9 protein-coding genes are annotated in these 15923 nt (G+C 67.3%); 5 read left to right on the top strand and 4 right to left on the bottom strand.

What is annotated here, in order from left to right; genetic code table 11:
- The first annotated feature begins 11 nt into the window (after positions 1 to 11).
- Positions 12 to 6110 (top strand): carboxypeptidase-like regulatory domain-containing protein, encoded by a 6099-nt coding sequence (locus CBW24_RS17600; protein WP_097374567.1) that lies wholly within the window; start codon positions 12 to 14, stop codon positions 6108 to 6110.
- Positions 6111 to 6536: 426 nt separating this feature from the next.
- Here CBW24_RS17600 and CBW24_RS17595 read toward each other — a convergent pair whose 3' ends face one another.
- On the bottom strand, positions 6537 to 7472 hold the full coding sequence (locus tag CBW24_RS17595; RefSeq protein ID WP_097374566.1) for a YHYH protein: 936 nt from the start codon (positions 7470 to 7472) through the stop codon (positions 6537 to 6539).
- Between the two features lie 508 nt (positions 7473 to 7980).
- On the opposite strand from CBW24_RS17595, the gene CBW24_RS17590 reads away from it, so the two are divergent.
- Both CBW24_RS17590 and CBW24_RS17585 read left to right on the top strand, forming a co-directional pair.
- A complete protein-coding gene (locus CBW24_RS17590) occupies positions 7981 to 8871 on the top strand; it encodes a lysozyme family protein (protein ID WP_097374565.1) in 891 nt (296 codons plus the stop codon).
- A 72-nt stretch (positions 8872 to 8943) separates the two neighbouring features.
- On the top strand, positions 8944 to 9126 hold the full coding sequence (locus CBW24_RS17585; protein WP_088664936.1) for a hypothetical protein: 183 nt from the start codon (positions 8944 to 8946) through the stop codon (positions 9124 to 9126).
- A 257-nt stretch (positions 9127 to 9383) separates the two neighbouring features.
- On the opposite strand, the gene CBW24_RS17580 is transcribed toward CBW24_RS17585, so the two are convergent.
- A complete protein-coding gene (locus CBW24_RS17580) occupies positions 9384 to 10421 on the bottom strand; it encodes a replication initiator protein A (protein ID WP_097374564.1) in 1038 nt (345 codons plus the stop codon).
- 398 nt (positions 10422 to 10819) lie between these two features.
- Here CBW24_RS17580 and CBW24_RS17575 point away from each other — a divergent pair, with 398 nt between their 5' ends.
- Entirely contained in the window at positions 10820 to 12268 is a 1449-nt protein-coding gene (locus CBW24_RS17575) for an AAA family ATPase (protein WP_088664938.1), read from the top strand.
- Positions 12269 to 12352: 84 nt separating this feature from the next.
- Entirely contained in the window at positions 12353 to 13513 is a 1161-nt protein-coding gene (locus tag CBW24_RS17570) for a ParB/RepB/Spo0J family partition protein (protein ID WP_097374563.1), read from the top strand.
- A gap of 164 nt (positions 13514 to 13677) precedes the next feature.
- Here CBW24_RS17570 and CBW24_RS17565 read toward each other — a convergent pair whose 3' ends face one another.
- On the bottom strand, positions 13678 to 14649 hold the full coding sequence (locus CBW24_RS17565) for a GDP-L-fucose synthase family protein (protein WP_097374562.1): 972 nt from the start codon (positions 14647 to 14649) through the stop codon (positions 13678 to 13680).
- A complete protein-coding gene (gene gmd, locus CBW24_RS17560) occupies positions 14646 to 15842 on the bottom strand; it encodes a GDP-mannose 4,6-dehydratase (RefSeq protein ID WP_097374561.1) in 1197 nt (398 codons plus the stop codon). The genes CBW24_RS17565 and gmd overlap by 4 nt, the downstream gene beginning before the upstream one ends.
- Positions 15843 to 15923: the final 81 nt, after the last annotated feature.

The following is a 15923-nucleotide window of genomic DNA, read 5'->3' as shown; positions in this document are numbered from 1 at the left end:
GGAGCGAACTGATGCGCAGTTTTCTTCGGAAGATGAGTGCCCGCCCCCTCCGTATCGCCGACAGGCCGATCCGCAGCGCCGCGACCGCTCTTCTCCTCTTTGCCGCCCTGCCCGGTTTCGGCACTGGTGGCTCTGGCTTCGGCACTGTCTTTGGTCCGGGCTTCGGCTTTGGTCTGGGATTTGCGGCGCAGGCCGCACCGACCCCGGCCGGGACCGTGATCCGCAACATCGCCGAGGGCAGCTATTTCAACGCCGCGCTCGGCATCCGCGAAACCGTCCGCTCCAACCCGGTCGAGGCGCTCGTGGCCGAAGTGCCGGATATGGAGGTCACGGGTTTCACCGATCTGGTGCTCTCTCGCGGGGCGATGGACCAGTATCATTACGAGATCCGCAACACCGGCAATGTCACGCTGGAAATGACCCCCAGCATGCGCCTGCAGGGCGCCACCGGGCTGATCGGCTCGGCGGAGCTGATCCATGACGAAAACCGCAATGGCGTGATCGATCCGCAGGAGCCGGTCATCGACGCGGAAACGGAAACCGCCCCGGCTGCACCGGCCGCCTTTGCCGCGCGCAGCGCTGCACCGGCCACCTTTGCCGCCACCCCTGCCGCCGCGCCCACCAGCTTCACGATGGAGCCGGGCGACAGGCTCAGCTTCATCTACAGCTTCCGCGTCTCCAGTTCCGCGCAGCCGGGCGACCGGTTCAGCGCGATCCTCGTGGGCAATGCCTCCTCGCTCAGCGTCACCAGCCAGACCGAACTCTCCGGGGAAGGCACTGGCCACACCACCATCGTCGTCAGCGGGCTGGAGATCGAAAAGAACCAGCGCCTGCAGATGGATGACACGAACGGCAGCGATACGCTGATCTACGGCCTGCGTCTGCGCAACAATTCCGAAGGCGCGGTGGCGGGATATGACAGCGTGGAGGACGCGCCGCTGCGCATCGACGGGCAGCAGGTCACCGGCGTGCTGGTGCGCGACGAAATCCCCCGCAATGCCGTCTTCGCCGAGATCCTCGAAACCGGCGGCATGACCGGGCTGTATCACCTCCGCGATGCCGGCGCGCAGGACTATCAGACCACGCCCCCCGCCGATCCGGGCATGGTCGATGCGGTGGGTTTTTTCCACGCGGGCGATTATCCCGTGGGCCGCTCCACCGATCTGTCCTTCTCGGTCGGGGTCGAACCGTCGCTGGGCGCCGTCACCATCGACAACACCGCACAGGCCTATCTCGATGTCGAAGGCGAACAGGTCGGGCTGAATTCCAACCGGGTCAGCTATGCGCTGGCCGCGCGCCAGCCTGCCACGCTGACCTTCATCGATGCCGTCACCGGGGCCGATGCCCCCTATGGGGCGCTCGATGCCGATGCCCGCCTGCAGATCGTCAGCGGCGCGTGCAATGTCAGCCTCGATGTGGATGTCGTCACCGTCACCCTGCGCAGCACCGTGACCGGCGATATCGAAACCGTGGCGGCACGAGAAACCGGCCCCAATACCGGGCTTTTCCGCACCGCGCCGGTGCCGCTGGCGCGGATGACCGTGCCGGTGCACGGCGATGGCGTGATGGCCAGCGATCAGGGCGACCGCATTCAGGCGCTGGCGCGCTGCGGCAATACCCTGCTCGAAGACATGCTGCTGGTGGAGCCGGGCAATTTCCTCTTCAACTCCGTCACCAATGACCCGGTGGAGGGCATCACCCTTGTCCTGGTCGAGATGGGCAGCGGGCGCGAAATGGCCCGCACCGTCACCGACGCGCGCGGCTTCTATGCCTTTGGCAGCGTCGAGGCGGGTGACTACCGCATCTCCACGCTCGATGCGCCGGAATGGGTGTTTCCTTCCGTGCGGCTGGATTTCCCGGGCTATGGGCGGCAGGTCTTGCCTGCGGCCTTCGGCGCCAGCTTCGCCCATGAGGGCGGCGTCGTGGCCATCACCGATATTCCCGTCGATCCCTATTACGGCGCGCCCCTCGCCCTGCGCAAAAGCGCCGAGCGTGACAGCATCGGGCAGGGGGAATTCCTGCTCTATACGCTGGAGATCGACAACAACATGCATCAGGCGCTGATCGACGCGCAGATCTTCGACCGGCCCCCTTTCGGCACCGAACTCGTCGCGGGCTCGGTCACGCTCGATGGCGCGGTGCTGGCCGATCCGGTCCGCGACGCCGAGGGCGACATGATCTTCGAGCTGGGCAATCTGCTGCCGCTTGAGCGCTATGAGCTGAGCTATCTGCTGCATTTCACCGCCGCCGCCCGCGAGGGCCGCAACGAAAACACCGCGCTTCTGGCCGGGCGTCAGGCCGGCACCGGGGTGCTGCAGCAATCGCCTCTGGCCCGCACCACCGTGCGGCTGGATAATTCCGGCGGCGTCTTTGCCCGGCAGGGCACGGTGATCGGCTCGGTTTTCCTCGACTGCAACGGCAATGGCATCCGCGACGGCATCATGCCGCGCGACACCTATGAACCCGACGCCCCCGCGCCCGCCCATGCCGATCATGAGCCGGGCATTCCCGGCGTCCGCATCGTCACCCAAGAAGGGCTTTTCGTCGTCACCGACAGCCACGGGCAATATTCCCTGCCCGGCCTGCGCCCGGTGACCCATGCCTTCCTCGTGCAGCCCGAAACCCTGCCCCGCGGCACCGAAGTGCAGATCACCCGCAGCAACGACCTGCGCCGGGGCGGCTCCCGCGTGGTGCCGCTGCGCCGGGGCGAGATGCGCGCCGAGCATTTCGCCGTGCGCGCCTGCACCCCCGCCGTGCTGGCCGAGATTGACACCCGCCGCGCCCGGCTGCGCGAAGGCGCGACCCCCATGACCATGACCGCCAGCGATCTGCCGATCGAAGGGGCGCGGGCACCGACGCGCAGCTCCCGCTCCGAAGCGGGCCTGCCCACCACCACGCAGCTGACCCCCGGCATGCTGGCCGAGGCCGCCGCGTCCAACGATCCCGCCCCCGCCGATACTTCCGCCGATACCTCCGCCCGCGGTGGCGCCGCCGCCCCCGGCGGGGCCGATTCCGCCCGCCGCGCGCCCACGCCGCTGGCCCAGAAACCCGCCGCCCAGCGTCAGCCGCTGGCCCGGATGGTGCGCGGTCTGGACCCGGCGCCCGGCTTTCTCGATCTGGCCGATGGCGACACCGTCGCGCGGCGCACCCAGAGCATCCGCATCAAGGGCAAGGCCGACCTGACCCTCGCGCTGCTGCTCAATGGCCGCCGCATCGGCGCCGACCGGGTGGGCGAGCACACCACATGGGAACGCAACAACGTGCAGGCGATGGAATTCGTCGCGGTGCGGCTCGCCCCCGGCGAAAACCGCCTGACCCTGCTGGGCAATGACGGCTTCGGCATCGAACGTCTGCGTCAGGAGATCCGCATCACCGCCCCCGGCGATCCCGCCCGGCTGGAAATCATCGCCCCCGAAACCGCGCCCGCCGCGCCCGCCTCGGTCCTGCCCGTCGTGGTCCGCATTCTCGATGCGCGCGGCCTGCCCGTGCCCGCCTCCGGCACCGTCACCCTGCGCGCCGGCAAGGCCCTGTGGGACGTCACCGATATCCGCCCCGGCACCCCCGGCATTCAGGCCTATATCGATAATGGCGAGGCCACGTTCGGGCTGATCCCGCCGCAGGTCTCCGGGCCCGATACGCTCACCGTCACCGGCGGCTTCGGCCAGGCCGAGACCCGCATCACCTTCACCCCCGATCTGGACGAACGGGTGATGATCGGCGTGATCGAGGGGGCAGTGGCGCTTGGCGACCGGCGCAACCGCGATGTCACCGGCGCGGGCCTGCTGCCCGCCGACCGTTTCAGCGGCTTCGAGGACACCACCACCGGCCTGCGCGGGGAGCTTTATCTCAAGGGCGCCATTCGCGGCGACGCGCTGCTGACCCTGCGCTACAGCTCAGACCGCGACACCGAAGACCGCCTGTTCCGCGACATTCGCGGCGACGAATACTACCCGGTCTATGGCGACAATTCCGAACGCGGCTATGACGCGCAATCCTCCGGCAACCTCTTCGTCAAGGTCGAGAAGGGCCGCAGCTATATCCTCTATGGCGACATTTCGATCGAGCCGGAAAGCAGCGCCTTCCGTCTGGGCGGGCTGCGCCGGGTCGTCACCGGCGCCAAGGGGCACTGGGAAAACGACCGCGTCTCCGTCACCGTGTTCGGGGCCCGCACCGCGCAGGACCGGCAGATCGTGGAATTCGCGGGCCGCGGGGTCTCGGGCCCCTATGACCTGACGCTCGATGGCTATGTGGAGGGCTCCGAACAGGTGGAGATCCTCGTGCGCGACGAACAGGGCGGCGACATCCTGTCGGCCACGCCGTTGCGCCGCGGCACCGATTACCTGCTGGATTTCTTCCGCGACACCATCACCTTCGATGCGCCCGTGCGGCAATTCGACGGCGACGGCAATCCGGTCTCGGTGCGCGTCACCTTTGAGGCCGAAGAGGACAGCGCCGACCGCTATTGGCTCTATGGGGGGGAGGTCAATTACACCCTGACCGACACCACCTCCGTGGGGGTGCGCGCGGTGCAGGCCGATGCGCCGCTCTACAATCCCGCCCGCAGCCGCCTGCAGGCCGCCTATATCCGCCATGAGGATCACACCGGCGGGCTGTGGGAGGCCGAGGTCGCGCGCTCCGAAAATGCCGAAGGCATCGCGGGCAGCGCCGCGCGCCTGTCCTATGAGCGCCGCACCGAACGCGAAAGCCTCAGCTTCGAGGCGGTCCATTCGGGCCGGGATTTCGAAGCCGAAGGCAGCCTTGCGCGGGCGGGCACCACCCAGCTGCGGTTCAGCTACGGGCTCGCGCTCGACGATGGCGGCGACCTGTCGCTTTCGGCGGAATACGTCAAGGATCGGGTCGCGCGCAGCGAACGGCTCACCACCGAACTGCTCTATGCGCATCGCTTCACCGAACGCTTCCGCGGCGAAATCGGGATCGAGGTCGAAAGCACCCGGCAAGAGCGCGCCGACCCCGAAACCAGCGCCGCGCTGGTGCTGGGCAGCCACTGGACCCCGCGCACCCGCCCCGACAGCACCATCCGCACCCGCCTGCGGCTGCCGATCGGCGGCGATCCCGCCACCCGCGCCCCGGCGGAACTGACGCTCGGTCTCTACCGGGAGCCGGAACCGGGCTGGCGCGCCTATGCGGAGGTGGAATTCACCTTTGGCGATGAGGGCGTGGGCAATCGCAGCCGGGTCGGGTTCGAATATACACTCACCGACTGGCTCGAAGGCCGGACCGAATTCAGCCGCGTCCCCGGCGCGCTGGAGGAGACCCTGCATCAGGGCGTCGCCGCGACCTATGACTATAGCGAGCTGACCACCTTCCGCGTGGATCTGGAACATTCCCGTCTGGTCGACAGCGGCGCGGACCAGCTGACCAGCCTCGCGCTTGGCGCCAAATGGGGCAGCTTCGATGACCGCTGGGTCGGGGATGCCGATTTCGACACCACCATCGAGGAGCGCGGCAACACCTATTACGCCAGCGTCGGTCTGGCCGGGCAGGTCACCCCCGATCTGACGGTGTTGGGACGGACCCGGATCGCGCTCGATCAGCGCGACACCGTCGACAGCCGGCGCATGCGCAGCCGCATCGGGGCCGCCTATCGCCCCATCGCCAATCCCCGGCTGGAGGTTCTGGGCTGGTATGAGCACCGGCTGGAGCAGAAATACGCCCGCACCGAAACCCATATGTGGTCGGTCGATGCCAGCTACGAGATGAACGAGGATCTGCGCGTGAACGGCAAATATGCCGGACAGCATCAGCGCGTCGAACTGCCCGCCCCCGAGGATCGGGAGGACGGCACCGACATCTCCGCCACCACCCAGCTGCTGCAAGCCGGGCTGAACTGGGAATTTGGCGAGGATCGCTTCCAGTTCGGGCTCAATGTCGCGCGGCTCTGGGACAGTCACGGCCATGCCTCGATCGGCTTTGGCGCCGAATTCGGCGTCACCCCGACCGAAGGCGTGCTGCTGGCCATCGGCTATAACAGCCTGCGCGGCGAAGTGGCCGGTCAGGCGGATCTTTATCAGGAGGGCGTCTACCTGCGCTTCAACCTCCTTCTCGACAACAGCCTGTGGGACAGGCTGGACAAGTTTCTCGGCCAGTGACCGGCATATGTCGGCAGTGAGGTGACGTGAGAACGTGACCGGCGCATGTGACCAAGCATGACCGGGGCACAGGGGTCGGTGCGGTATGTCAGGGGCATGCCGGGCTGGCCTTCCGGGACAGGCCCGGAGATCGTTCAACAGGCGCGCCTTTCATGGTCGGGACGGGTCACATCGCATGCGCATCTGCGATGTGGCCCGACAATCCCCCCCAAAAAAACCTTCCCCCGGAGGGGCCGCCCCCTGGGGCAGCTTCGCGCGGATAGGGACTAAAGCGGCATTTCGGGTCGCACAGCCCCTCGGGCCGAGATGGAGAAAGCCGGACCCGGCACATGCATGACACACACACGGCACATGCAGGTCAGGCGCTGAAGGTCGCCGCCGCCCCCCGCCCGTGTCCGCCGTCCGGCTTTGCCCCTTCCGCGATCCTCAGCCCTCGTTCGGCGGGGGCTTGTTGAACGACGCATCGGGTGTCCCGGTGAAACATCCCAGCACATGGGGGTAGGACGCGGTGACGACATAGCCATAGACGCCGTCCTGTATCATGCCGTTGCACTGATCCAGATCCCCCGACCCTGCCACATATTCCCAATCGTCGACAAAGGTGCCGTCATATGTCCCGCCCGGCCCATCGGGGCGCGTGCCCGTTTTCAGCCGGTAGCTCGACGTGGCCGGGCGGATGGTGCCATTGTCGTTGATGTAACTGCCAAAGATCGGAAAGCCGTCCGCCGCAAAGCCGATCACGGGCGAGGCCGCCGTTGGGGTCGCCTGCTCGAACAGGGCCATCGGGTTGCCGTGGTAGTGATAGGTGCCGTCGGGCTGGGTGTGGGCGTTATGCTCATCGGTGCCAAATTCGCCGCCCGGTCCCATCGGATCGTATCTGTAAGGCGTCGCCATGTCGTTGCAGCCGATAAAGCCGTTCCCCACGCCGAAACATCCCGCGGCCATCAGGTCCAGTTTGACGCCGTTCAGGAAAATGGCGTTGTCCGTCTGCAGGCTCAAGGCTGTCGGTGTCTCAGTGGCACGCGGGTCCGCAGGAAGGGTGTAGCTCTGCTCCTGCGGAGAAAACGGATGGGCAAACTGGCCGGTCGCATTGAAATCGTGGTTGGGCACGGCATTGGAGCTGATCGTGCAGGTGGTCCCGTCCGTGGTGATGAGGGTGCTGGCGGCGTAGCGCTGCTGTTGCTGCACATCCGTGGCCGTCGCCGTGTTTTCCGCGACATAGTCCGCGCAGCTTCCGACCCGCTCCGTGAAAATCGCATCCGTTATATCATGGGCCGAGCCGGTGCCGCCGGTCCCGGCCAAGGCCACGAGCGCCCCAAGAACGCTCCTTGTTTTGGGGGTGAAACGCGCGGGGTCGAACATGAGCTAACTCCTTTTTGGGGGCGGGTGCCGCTCTGGGCATCTTGCAAGATCGGAACCGGATTTAACCACCCTTACGTTCGACGGCGGATTTTACGGCGCGCGGCGGGGCAATCTGCCGCCTGCCCGGATCTTGCGCCGGCCCGGATCTTGCGGATGTCCCGAGGCCTCTTGGCCCGAACCGCGCGCGGCCAATCCCCGGCGAATCCCGCCGCCCTATGTGGGGCGCGCGCTGGGGCGGGCAGGCGTCGCTAAAATCCTTTGCAAAAATCTCGCCTCGCGGGTCTTGCGAGGCACGGACTCCGCCGCAGGGGGGCAAATTTCGAGGGGGCGTTCACCTCTTGTGAACAGGCGCCCTATACCTTCGCGCCACTGCCTGTCGGCTTGCGCCTGTGACCTGCGCAGCCGGGCGGGGTCATACTGCTTTCGTGCCCCACCCCCTTCACCGGCGCCCCGGCCGGTCCCCGCCCCCTGCGGGGTTTGCCGGCGACTGCGCTTATCGGAGAACGTCATGCTGCCACCTTACGCCCCTGTGTCTACCCCTGCCCCCTCATTTGCGCCGCGCGGCGCCGCTTTGCTGCGGCTGCCCCGGCATCCGCTGCTGCAATTGCCGGGTCTCGTGCTTGCGGGTCTGCTGCTGATGCCGCAGCCCGGCCACGCCGCCACCGGCCTGCATATGAGCGTCGTCTCTCCCGGCGGCGACAGCCCCGTCTCCGCCCGCACGCTGGGCCGCACCAGCGATGCCGCGCTTGGCTGGGATCGCGCGCCCGCGCTCGACATCACTTTCTGGAATGGCTGGGAGGATATCGAAAGCCTCGCCCTCGGCCTGCGCCCGATCGAGGCCGCCGCCCCGCCGCGCCTGACCTACCGGCTCAGCACGAAAGGCGCGCCGCGGCAGCTGGAATTCTCGCCCCTGCGCGCCGATCCCCGCGCCGCCCGCCTGCGCCATCTGGTGGGCTATGCCGAGGCCCGGCGCGATGGCCATGACGCGGTGCAATACGGCGCCCGCATCCGCCCGGCCAAGAAACCCACCCAGATGACCCTCGCCGAGATCGAGGCATGGACCCGCGCCACCCCCGGCCAGCACCATGCCATCGGACGCTATCAGTTCATCCCCAAGACCCTGCGCCGCCTGACCCGTCAGGCCGGGCTTGCAGGCAGCACCCGTTTCACCCCCGCCGTGCAGGATGCGCTGGCCGACATGCTGCTGGAGGAGGCGGGCTTTACCGCGTTCCGCAAGGGGCAGCTGGGGCGGCGCGCCTTCATGCGCAACCTCGCGCAGATCTGGGCAGGCCTGCCCCTCGCCAACGGGCGCTCCTACTACCACGGCCATGCCGGCAACCGCGCCACCATCACCTGGGCCAGCTTCGACACCGAGATCCGCCGGATCTTTGCCAAGTGAGCCCCCGGGCGGCGCCGTGCTCCCCTCTCCTCAGGCGCCGCCCTCCTTGTTTCGTTTTCCGGAGGTTTCCCCATGACCCTGCATCCGACCCATCCCGCCCGCGCCGCGCAGATCCGCGGCCATGCCCGTGACCGGCAATTCGGCTGCGTGCGCACCGGCGCCTATAGCGTCGTGCAGGGGGATCTTCTGTGGGAGGAAAACGGTGTTGCCTGCGTGCAGGTCTATTCGCGCCTTTTCATCGGCGAGAAGGTCTGACCCTCCCCGCGCAGGAAAACGGTCCCCCCCCTGCATCCTCCCGGCCCTGACGCGGCGTGCGCGCAGGTCGCGTGCGTGGGGGGGGCCGTTCATACCCTGCCCGCTGATCGCGCCCGCCCCAGTGCCGGCCCCGTGCTGCCCCGGTGTAGCTTCGGGGCCGCGTGATGCGGACAGCGCCCGCTCTTTGTCCCGGAACGGGCGCTGCCCCCAACACGCAACTGGCCCCAACACGCAACTGGCCCCGATCGGGGTCAGCCTCAGCCCATCTTCTTGCGCACGAAGCCCAGAAACGCCCCATCGGCGGAGCGCAGGCGCGGCCGTCCCGAACTCGCCCAGAAGGCGCGCCATTCGGCCTCCAGCGCATAGACATCCGCGCCGGGCAGCAGATCTCGCACCACCTCCAGAACCTCGGGCGACAGCGGCGGCGCCTCGGGGCCTGCCGGGCCTTCCACCAGCCGCCCGCGCCGGGTGAAGCGGATCACGTCGCCCTCCTCCTCGGCCATGTCGTAATCGGGCAGATGTCCGGCGGCGATCATGTCGCGCAGCATCCGGCGAAACACGCGGCGCGGGCTGGCCGAGCCCGATTTCTTCAGCAGCACCTCGACCGAGACGCGCCATGCCTCCTGCCGCCCGCAATGTTTGCGCGCCAGCTCATAGATCCGCCGCTCCAGCGGTTTGCGCAGGCGGAAATAATCGCGGCTCAGCGTCAGCACCGATTTCGCCATCACCGCCCGGTAAAGCCAGTCCGACAATGTCACCGTCACGCTCACCATCCGCCCACCCCGGGTGCGGCGGGTGATCTCCCAGCTTTCGATCAGACCGAAACCGCTGGTGACCTCATGATCGCCGGTGACGATATTGGTGGTGATCCGCGTGCCCGCCAGCCGCTCGAACGCCTCGCGCAGCCGCCGATAGGCATCGCCGCTGGTTTCGCGATTGGTCGCCACCAACAGATCATGGGCGCGCAGGGTCACCGTCCGCCCGATCGCCCGGCCCGCATTCAGCGCCGCCATCAACTGGCTGACGCAGAAGATCAGGATGTCCTTGTCATGGATCGTGGCCAGCCCCTTGACCGAAGGCGTGACCTCGATCCGGGTGCCGTTATGGACATAGTCCAGCACCCGCCGGTCGGGCCGGGTGGACAGCGAAAACACCGGATGCTCCATCGTCGCGATGTCGTCCTTGGGGATCGCATCGAAGATGTCGCACAGAAAAAAATCGATCTGCGGGTGTCGATCCGGCAGCAGGGATTTCCCCGCCGCGAGAGCGCCCGCGCTGCTGCCCGCACCTGCCATCACTGCCCGATTCAATATCGTGGTTTCATTGACACCCACCCTAGGCAGCCCCCCCGCCCCGGTCCAGCGCCAAGAACGTGGGTTCGGAATCGCTTCAACGTGGGTTCAGAGTCGCCCTAGCGTGGGTTTGGAATCGGGCAGGCCAAAATCAAGGGCAAATCCGCCAATGACTTCAGCCGGTTAGCGACAGCACCCCGGACCCGTAACACAATAGATAACACAATAATAACACTGCAGAAAAATGGACCCCCCTACAAAAGCGCCCCGGACCGACCCCGCAGAGCGGTTGAAAAGCCTTGGAAATGCCTAGAAAATCCAGTGTGGATGCTGCGCCATCTTCCATATGTCGTGTTTTCGGGTATGTTGGCGAAAACGCAGCACATGACGGGGCATCCGCAATGGTCCAAAGCAAGACCCAGAGCCGGGACAGGGCCCGTGACACCGCGCGCGACAGCGGCCAGCCGCCCTATTTCAACATCGACCCCGACCGCGCCTTGCGCGACCTGGACGCCCCCGTCGGCACCGCCCGCTTCGCCGAAATCGCCGAGGCCTGCGGTCGTGGCCGGGCGGATCTGGCCTCCCGCGGGATGGACGAAACGGGGCGCAAACAGCTGCGCCTGTTTTCCACGTGGGAGATTACCCGCTATCTGATCCCCGTGGCCACACCGCATTTCCGCCGGGTGCTGAAGGCCAATCCCGATCTGCCGCAGGGCCTGTCGGAGACCGAGGGCGGCGCCAAATGGTTTACCCTCGACGAGGTGCTGCGCCTGCGCGCCCATTTCGCGACCGAAGGCTCCAAGGCCAAGGAATACCGCCCCTACCGCCCCGCAGGTCTGCCCGCGAAAATGGTCGCCGTGGCGAATTTCAAAGGCGGGGTGGGCAAAACCTCGACCGCCGCGCATCTGGCCATGTCCGCCGCCCTCGACGGCTACCGCGTGCTGGTGATCGATCTCGACAGTCAGGGCTCGATGACCTCGATCTTTGGCGGGCAGGTGGCCGATGAATGGCAGACCGTGTTCCCGCTTCTGGCGCGCCATTACGCGCAATATCTGCGCCGGGAAAATCAGGGTCGGCTGGACCGGGGCGAGCCGCCGATCCCGCTCGACGATACGCTGGGCGAGGCGCTGAAGGTCACCGCCGCCGATCTGATCCAGACCACCCACTGGCCGAATATCGATCTCATCGGGGCGCAGCTCAATCTCTACTGGTCGGAATTCCAGATCCCGGTCTGGCGGATGCAGGCCCGTGGCTGGAAACTGTGGGACGCGCTCACCGACATGCTCGAAGCCGACGGCGTGCTCGACGCCTATGACGTGGTGTTTCTCGATACGCCGCCCGCGCTTGGCTATCTCACCATCAACGGGCTCGCGGCCTCCGATATCCTGCTGGTGCCGCTTGGCGCCTCGTTTCTGGAATTCGATTCCACGGGGCGGTTTTTCGACATGCTGCATTCCACCTTCCAGTCGATCGAGGACGGCGAAAACATGGCTGCCCGCGCGCTGGGGCGGGATGAGCTGGCCTTTGAATGGGATGCGGTGCGCGCCGTGGTCACCCGCTATGACAGCGCCCAGCAGGGGGAACTGACCTCGCTCATGCAGGCCTATCTGGGGCAGACCCTGTCGCCCCACCGGCAGGATTACACCGCCCTGATCGGACAGGCGGGCGAACAGGTCTCGGGCATTTACGAGGCCGATTACCGCGATTTCAACCGCGAGACCTATGTCCGCGGGCGCGAGACATTCGACGCCACCTATGCCGCGTTCAAACGGCTGCTTCTGGGGGCATGGCGGCGTGATGAACTGGCCGCCGGGGCGGATGTCGGGGCCGAGGGGGATGTTGCGCCATGACCTGCCACCGCGCGCCGGGGCAAGCCGCCCTTAACCTTGTTGCCTCCACCCTGCCGCTCCCCGTTCATGTGAAAGGAGCCTGACATGGCCAAGCGCCGCCGCCTGACCCCGCCCCGTGCCGATTTCCTGACCTCGGCTGCAGAGCCTGCCGCCGGTGCCGCGCCGGAGGCCCCCGGCCCGCTCGAGACGAAAACCATGTTTCGGCTCAATCCGAACCCGGTGCCGAACCCGGCCCCGCGCAGCCGCGCGCCGATTGCCGATGTGGCGGGGGAAACATCGGCCAGTGCGGCGCTGTCGGAACTGTCGCAGGAGGTCGCGCAGCGCCGCGCCGAAGGCCGGATGGTCGAACGTCTGCCGCTGTTGCAGGTCGACGCCGCGCATCTGGTCCGCGACCGGCTCACCGCCGATGCGGAGGAATTGCAGGCGCTCACCGACAGTCTGCGCGACCGGGGCCAGCAAACCCCGATCGAAGTGGTGGATCGCGGCGAAAGCGCCCGCCCTCGCTATGGTCTGATCGCGGGCTGGCGGCGCATGGCCGCGCTGTTGCAGCTGTCGGGCGAGGCAGGCGAAGCGCCGCAGGACGCCACCGTTCTGGCCGTGATCCGCAGCCCGAAAACCGCCTCCGACGCCTATCTCGCGATGGTCGAGGAAAACGAGATCCGCGCCGATCTGAGCTATTACGAGCGCGCGCGCATCGTGCTGAAATCGGTCGAACAGGGCGTGCATCTGAGCCAGAAAGAAGCGCTGACCACGCTGTTCAAACATGTCTCCCGCGCCAAGCGGTCGAAGATCAAAAGCTTCGTGCCCGTGGTGGCCGCGCTTGACGGGGTGTTGCGCTTTCCCACCGCGCTGTCCGAGAAGGCCGGGCTTGATCTGGCGCGCTATCTGGCCGCCGATCAGGGCCATGCCGCTCGGCTCATCACCCGGTTGCAGGACGCCGCCCCCGCCAGCGCCGAGGAGGAACTGGCCCTGATCGCGGCCGAGACCGGCAGCCCCGCCATGGCCCCTGCTGCCGATCCCGACATTCCTGCCGAAACCGTGCCTGTTACGGGGGTGTCAGACTCTAACCCCCCTGCCCCGCCGCGCCAGCCAGCCGCCCCGCGCGCCCAGAACCGCCAGGCCGAAAGCCGGGCTGCGGTTCATGCGGATTTCGAGCCTGACACCGGCATCATCCGGCTGAGCGGTCCCGGCGTCGATGCCGCGTTTTTGCTGGATCTGGAGCATTGGCTGGCCCGGCGCCGCTGATCTTCCTAGAGATGTGTCGGCGCGAAAATGCAACCTAAGGGCGAAATTGTTTCGCGTGCGAAACATTCCACTGACTGTCAGGTTCCCGCATCGTCGCGCCCCAACGCAGCCCTCATGGGCTGAGCGCGCAGCGGGCGGAGCAGCTAAAACAAGCGCGCCGCCCCTTACCCCAGCCGCTCCAGCCGGCGGGTGTCGCCGTGGCGGCGATACCAGTTGAGCGTGGCGGCAATGCCCTCGCGCAGCGAGATGCGGGGCCGCCAGCCCAGGCTGTGCAGCCGGCGGGTGTCGAGCAGCTTGCGCGGGGTGCCATCGGGGCGCGTGGGATCGGTGCGGATCTCGCCGCGATGCCCCGTCGCCCGCGCCACCAGCCGGGCCGGTTCCAGAATGCTCAGATCCTCCCCTGCCCCGACATTGAGAAACCGCCTGTCGGGCGCGGTGACGCCCTCCCAGACCGGGCGCGGCAGGGCCATGACGAACAGGCTCGCCGCCGCCATGTCATCGACATGCAGGAATTCCCGCCGGGGCGTGCCACTGCCCCAGATCGTCACCGGCGCCTCCCGTTCGGCCCCGGCGAACCGGCGGATCATCGCAGGCAGCACATGCGCGCGCTCCGGGTCGAAACAATCGCCCGGCCCATAGAGATTGCAGGGCATCACCGTGCGGTAATCGGTGCCATGCTGGCGGTTGATCGCCTCGCACAGGCGGATCGCGGCGATCTTGGCCAGCGCGTAGCCTTCGTTGGTGGGCTCCAGCCTGCCGGTCAGCAGCGCCTCCTCCGCGATGGGCTGGGCACAGGCGCGCGGATAGATGCACGACGAGCCAAGGTTCAGCAGCCGCTCCACCCCGGCCTCCAGCGCGGCGGGGATCACCGATTGCGCAATGGCCAGATTATCGCACAAAAACCCCACCGGATCGGCGGCATTGGCCCCGATCCCGCCCACCCGCGCGGCGGCAAGGATCACCGTATCGGGCCGTTCCCGGATCAGCAGATGCCGCACCGCGCGGGCGTCGCGCAGATCGACAAGCATCCGGGGCCGGGTGATGACCTCTACCTCGTGATGGCTCAGATGCCGGGCGAGGGCCTGCCCCACCATACCGCGATGCCCGGCCAGAAAAACCCGCCCCAACCCGCTCATGCGGCGCCGCTCCGGGTCAGGGTGCTGGGGCGGGGCGCGGCGGGGCTGCGCAAGGCGGGCTGCGGCGGGGGGGCCGTGCCATCCATCGCGCAGCGGTCCGGGCGCCAGCCCTGCGCGCGCAGCAGCGCGTCGCGGCGGGCCTCCTGCAGATCGGCGGCGACCATTTCGGCACAAAGCGCGCGGGCGGTGATCTCTGGCTGCCAGCCCAGATCCTCCCGCGCGCGGGCGGCACAGCCCAGCAGGCTGTCCACCTCCGCCGGGCGGTAATAGCGCGGATCGATCCGGGCGATCACCTGCCCTATGCGCAGCGACGGCGCCAGATCGCCGGTGATCCGTGCCACGCGGGCCCGCTCGGTCACGCCGCTGCCCTCAAAGGCCAGTTCCAGCCCCAGCCCCTCGGCGGCCCAGATCAGAAACTGGCGCACCGAATGTTGCTGCCCGGTGGCGATGACGTAATCGCGCGGGGTGTCTTGTTGCAGCATCAGCCACTGCATCCGCACATAGTCGCGGGCATGGCCCCAGTCCCGCCGCGCGTCGAGGTTGCCCAGATAGAGACAGGGCTCCAGCCCCTGCGCCACCTGACACAGGCCGCGGGTGATCTTGCGGGTGACAAAGGTTTCGCCGCGCCGCGGGCTTTCGTGATTATAGAGAATGCCGTTGCTGGCATGCATGCCATAGGCTTCGCGGTAATTGACGGTGATCCAATAGGCGTAAAGCTTGGCCACGGCATAGGGGGAGCGGGGGTGAAACGGGGTCGTTTCGCGCTGCGGGGTTTCGGCCACCTGCCCGTATAGCTCGGATGTGGAGGCCTGATAGATCCGGGTGTCCAGCTTCAAGAACCGGATCGCCTCCAGCAGCCGCAAGGTGCCGAGCGCATTGACCTGCGCGGTATAATCGGGCGCCTCGAAGCTGACGGCGACATGGCTTTGCGCGCCGAGGTTATAGAGCTCATCAGGCCGGGTCTGCGCCAGAATCCGGGTCAGCGAGGCCGCATCGGTCAGATCGCCGTAATGCAGATGCAGACCGGGATCGGGGCGGTGCGGGTCTTCGTAGAGATGGTCGATGCGCCCGGTATTGAACGAAGACGCCCGGCGCTTGATCCCGTGCACCTCGTATCCTTTGGCCAGCAGGAACTCCGCCAGATAGGAGCCGTCCTGTCCGGTGATCCCGGTGATAAGGGCACGTCGCGGCATGGGGCAGGCTCCGGTCTGAGGGCAGGGATTTCGCTCAGGAGAGACCGGGTGTGGTTAATTTTTCGATAACACCGGCCGGGG

Origin of the sequence: Pacificitalea manganoxidans (assembly GCF_002504165.1) — a bacterium.
GTDB lineage: Bacteria > Pseudomonadota > Alphaproteobacteria > Rhodobacterales > Rhodobacteraceae > Pacificitalea > Pacificitalea manganoxidans.
This window is presented reverse-complemented; position numbering and strand designations above follow the sequence as displayed.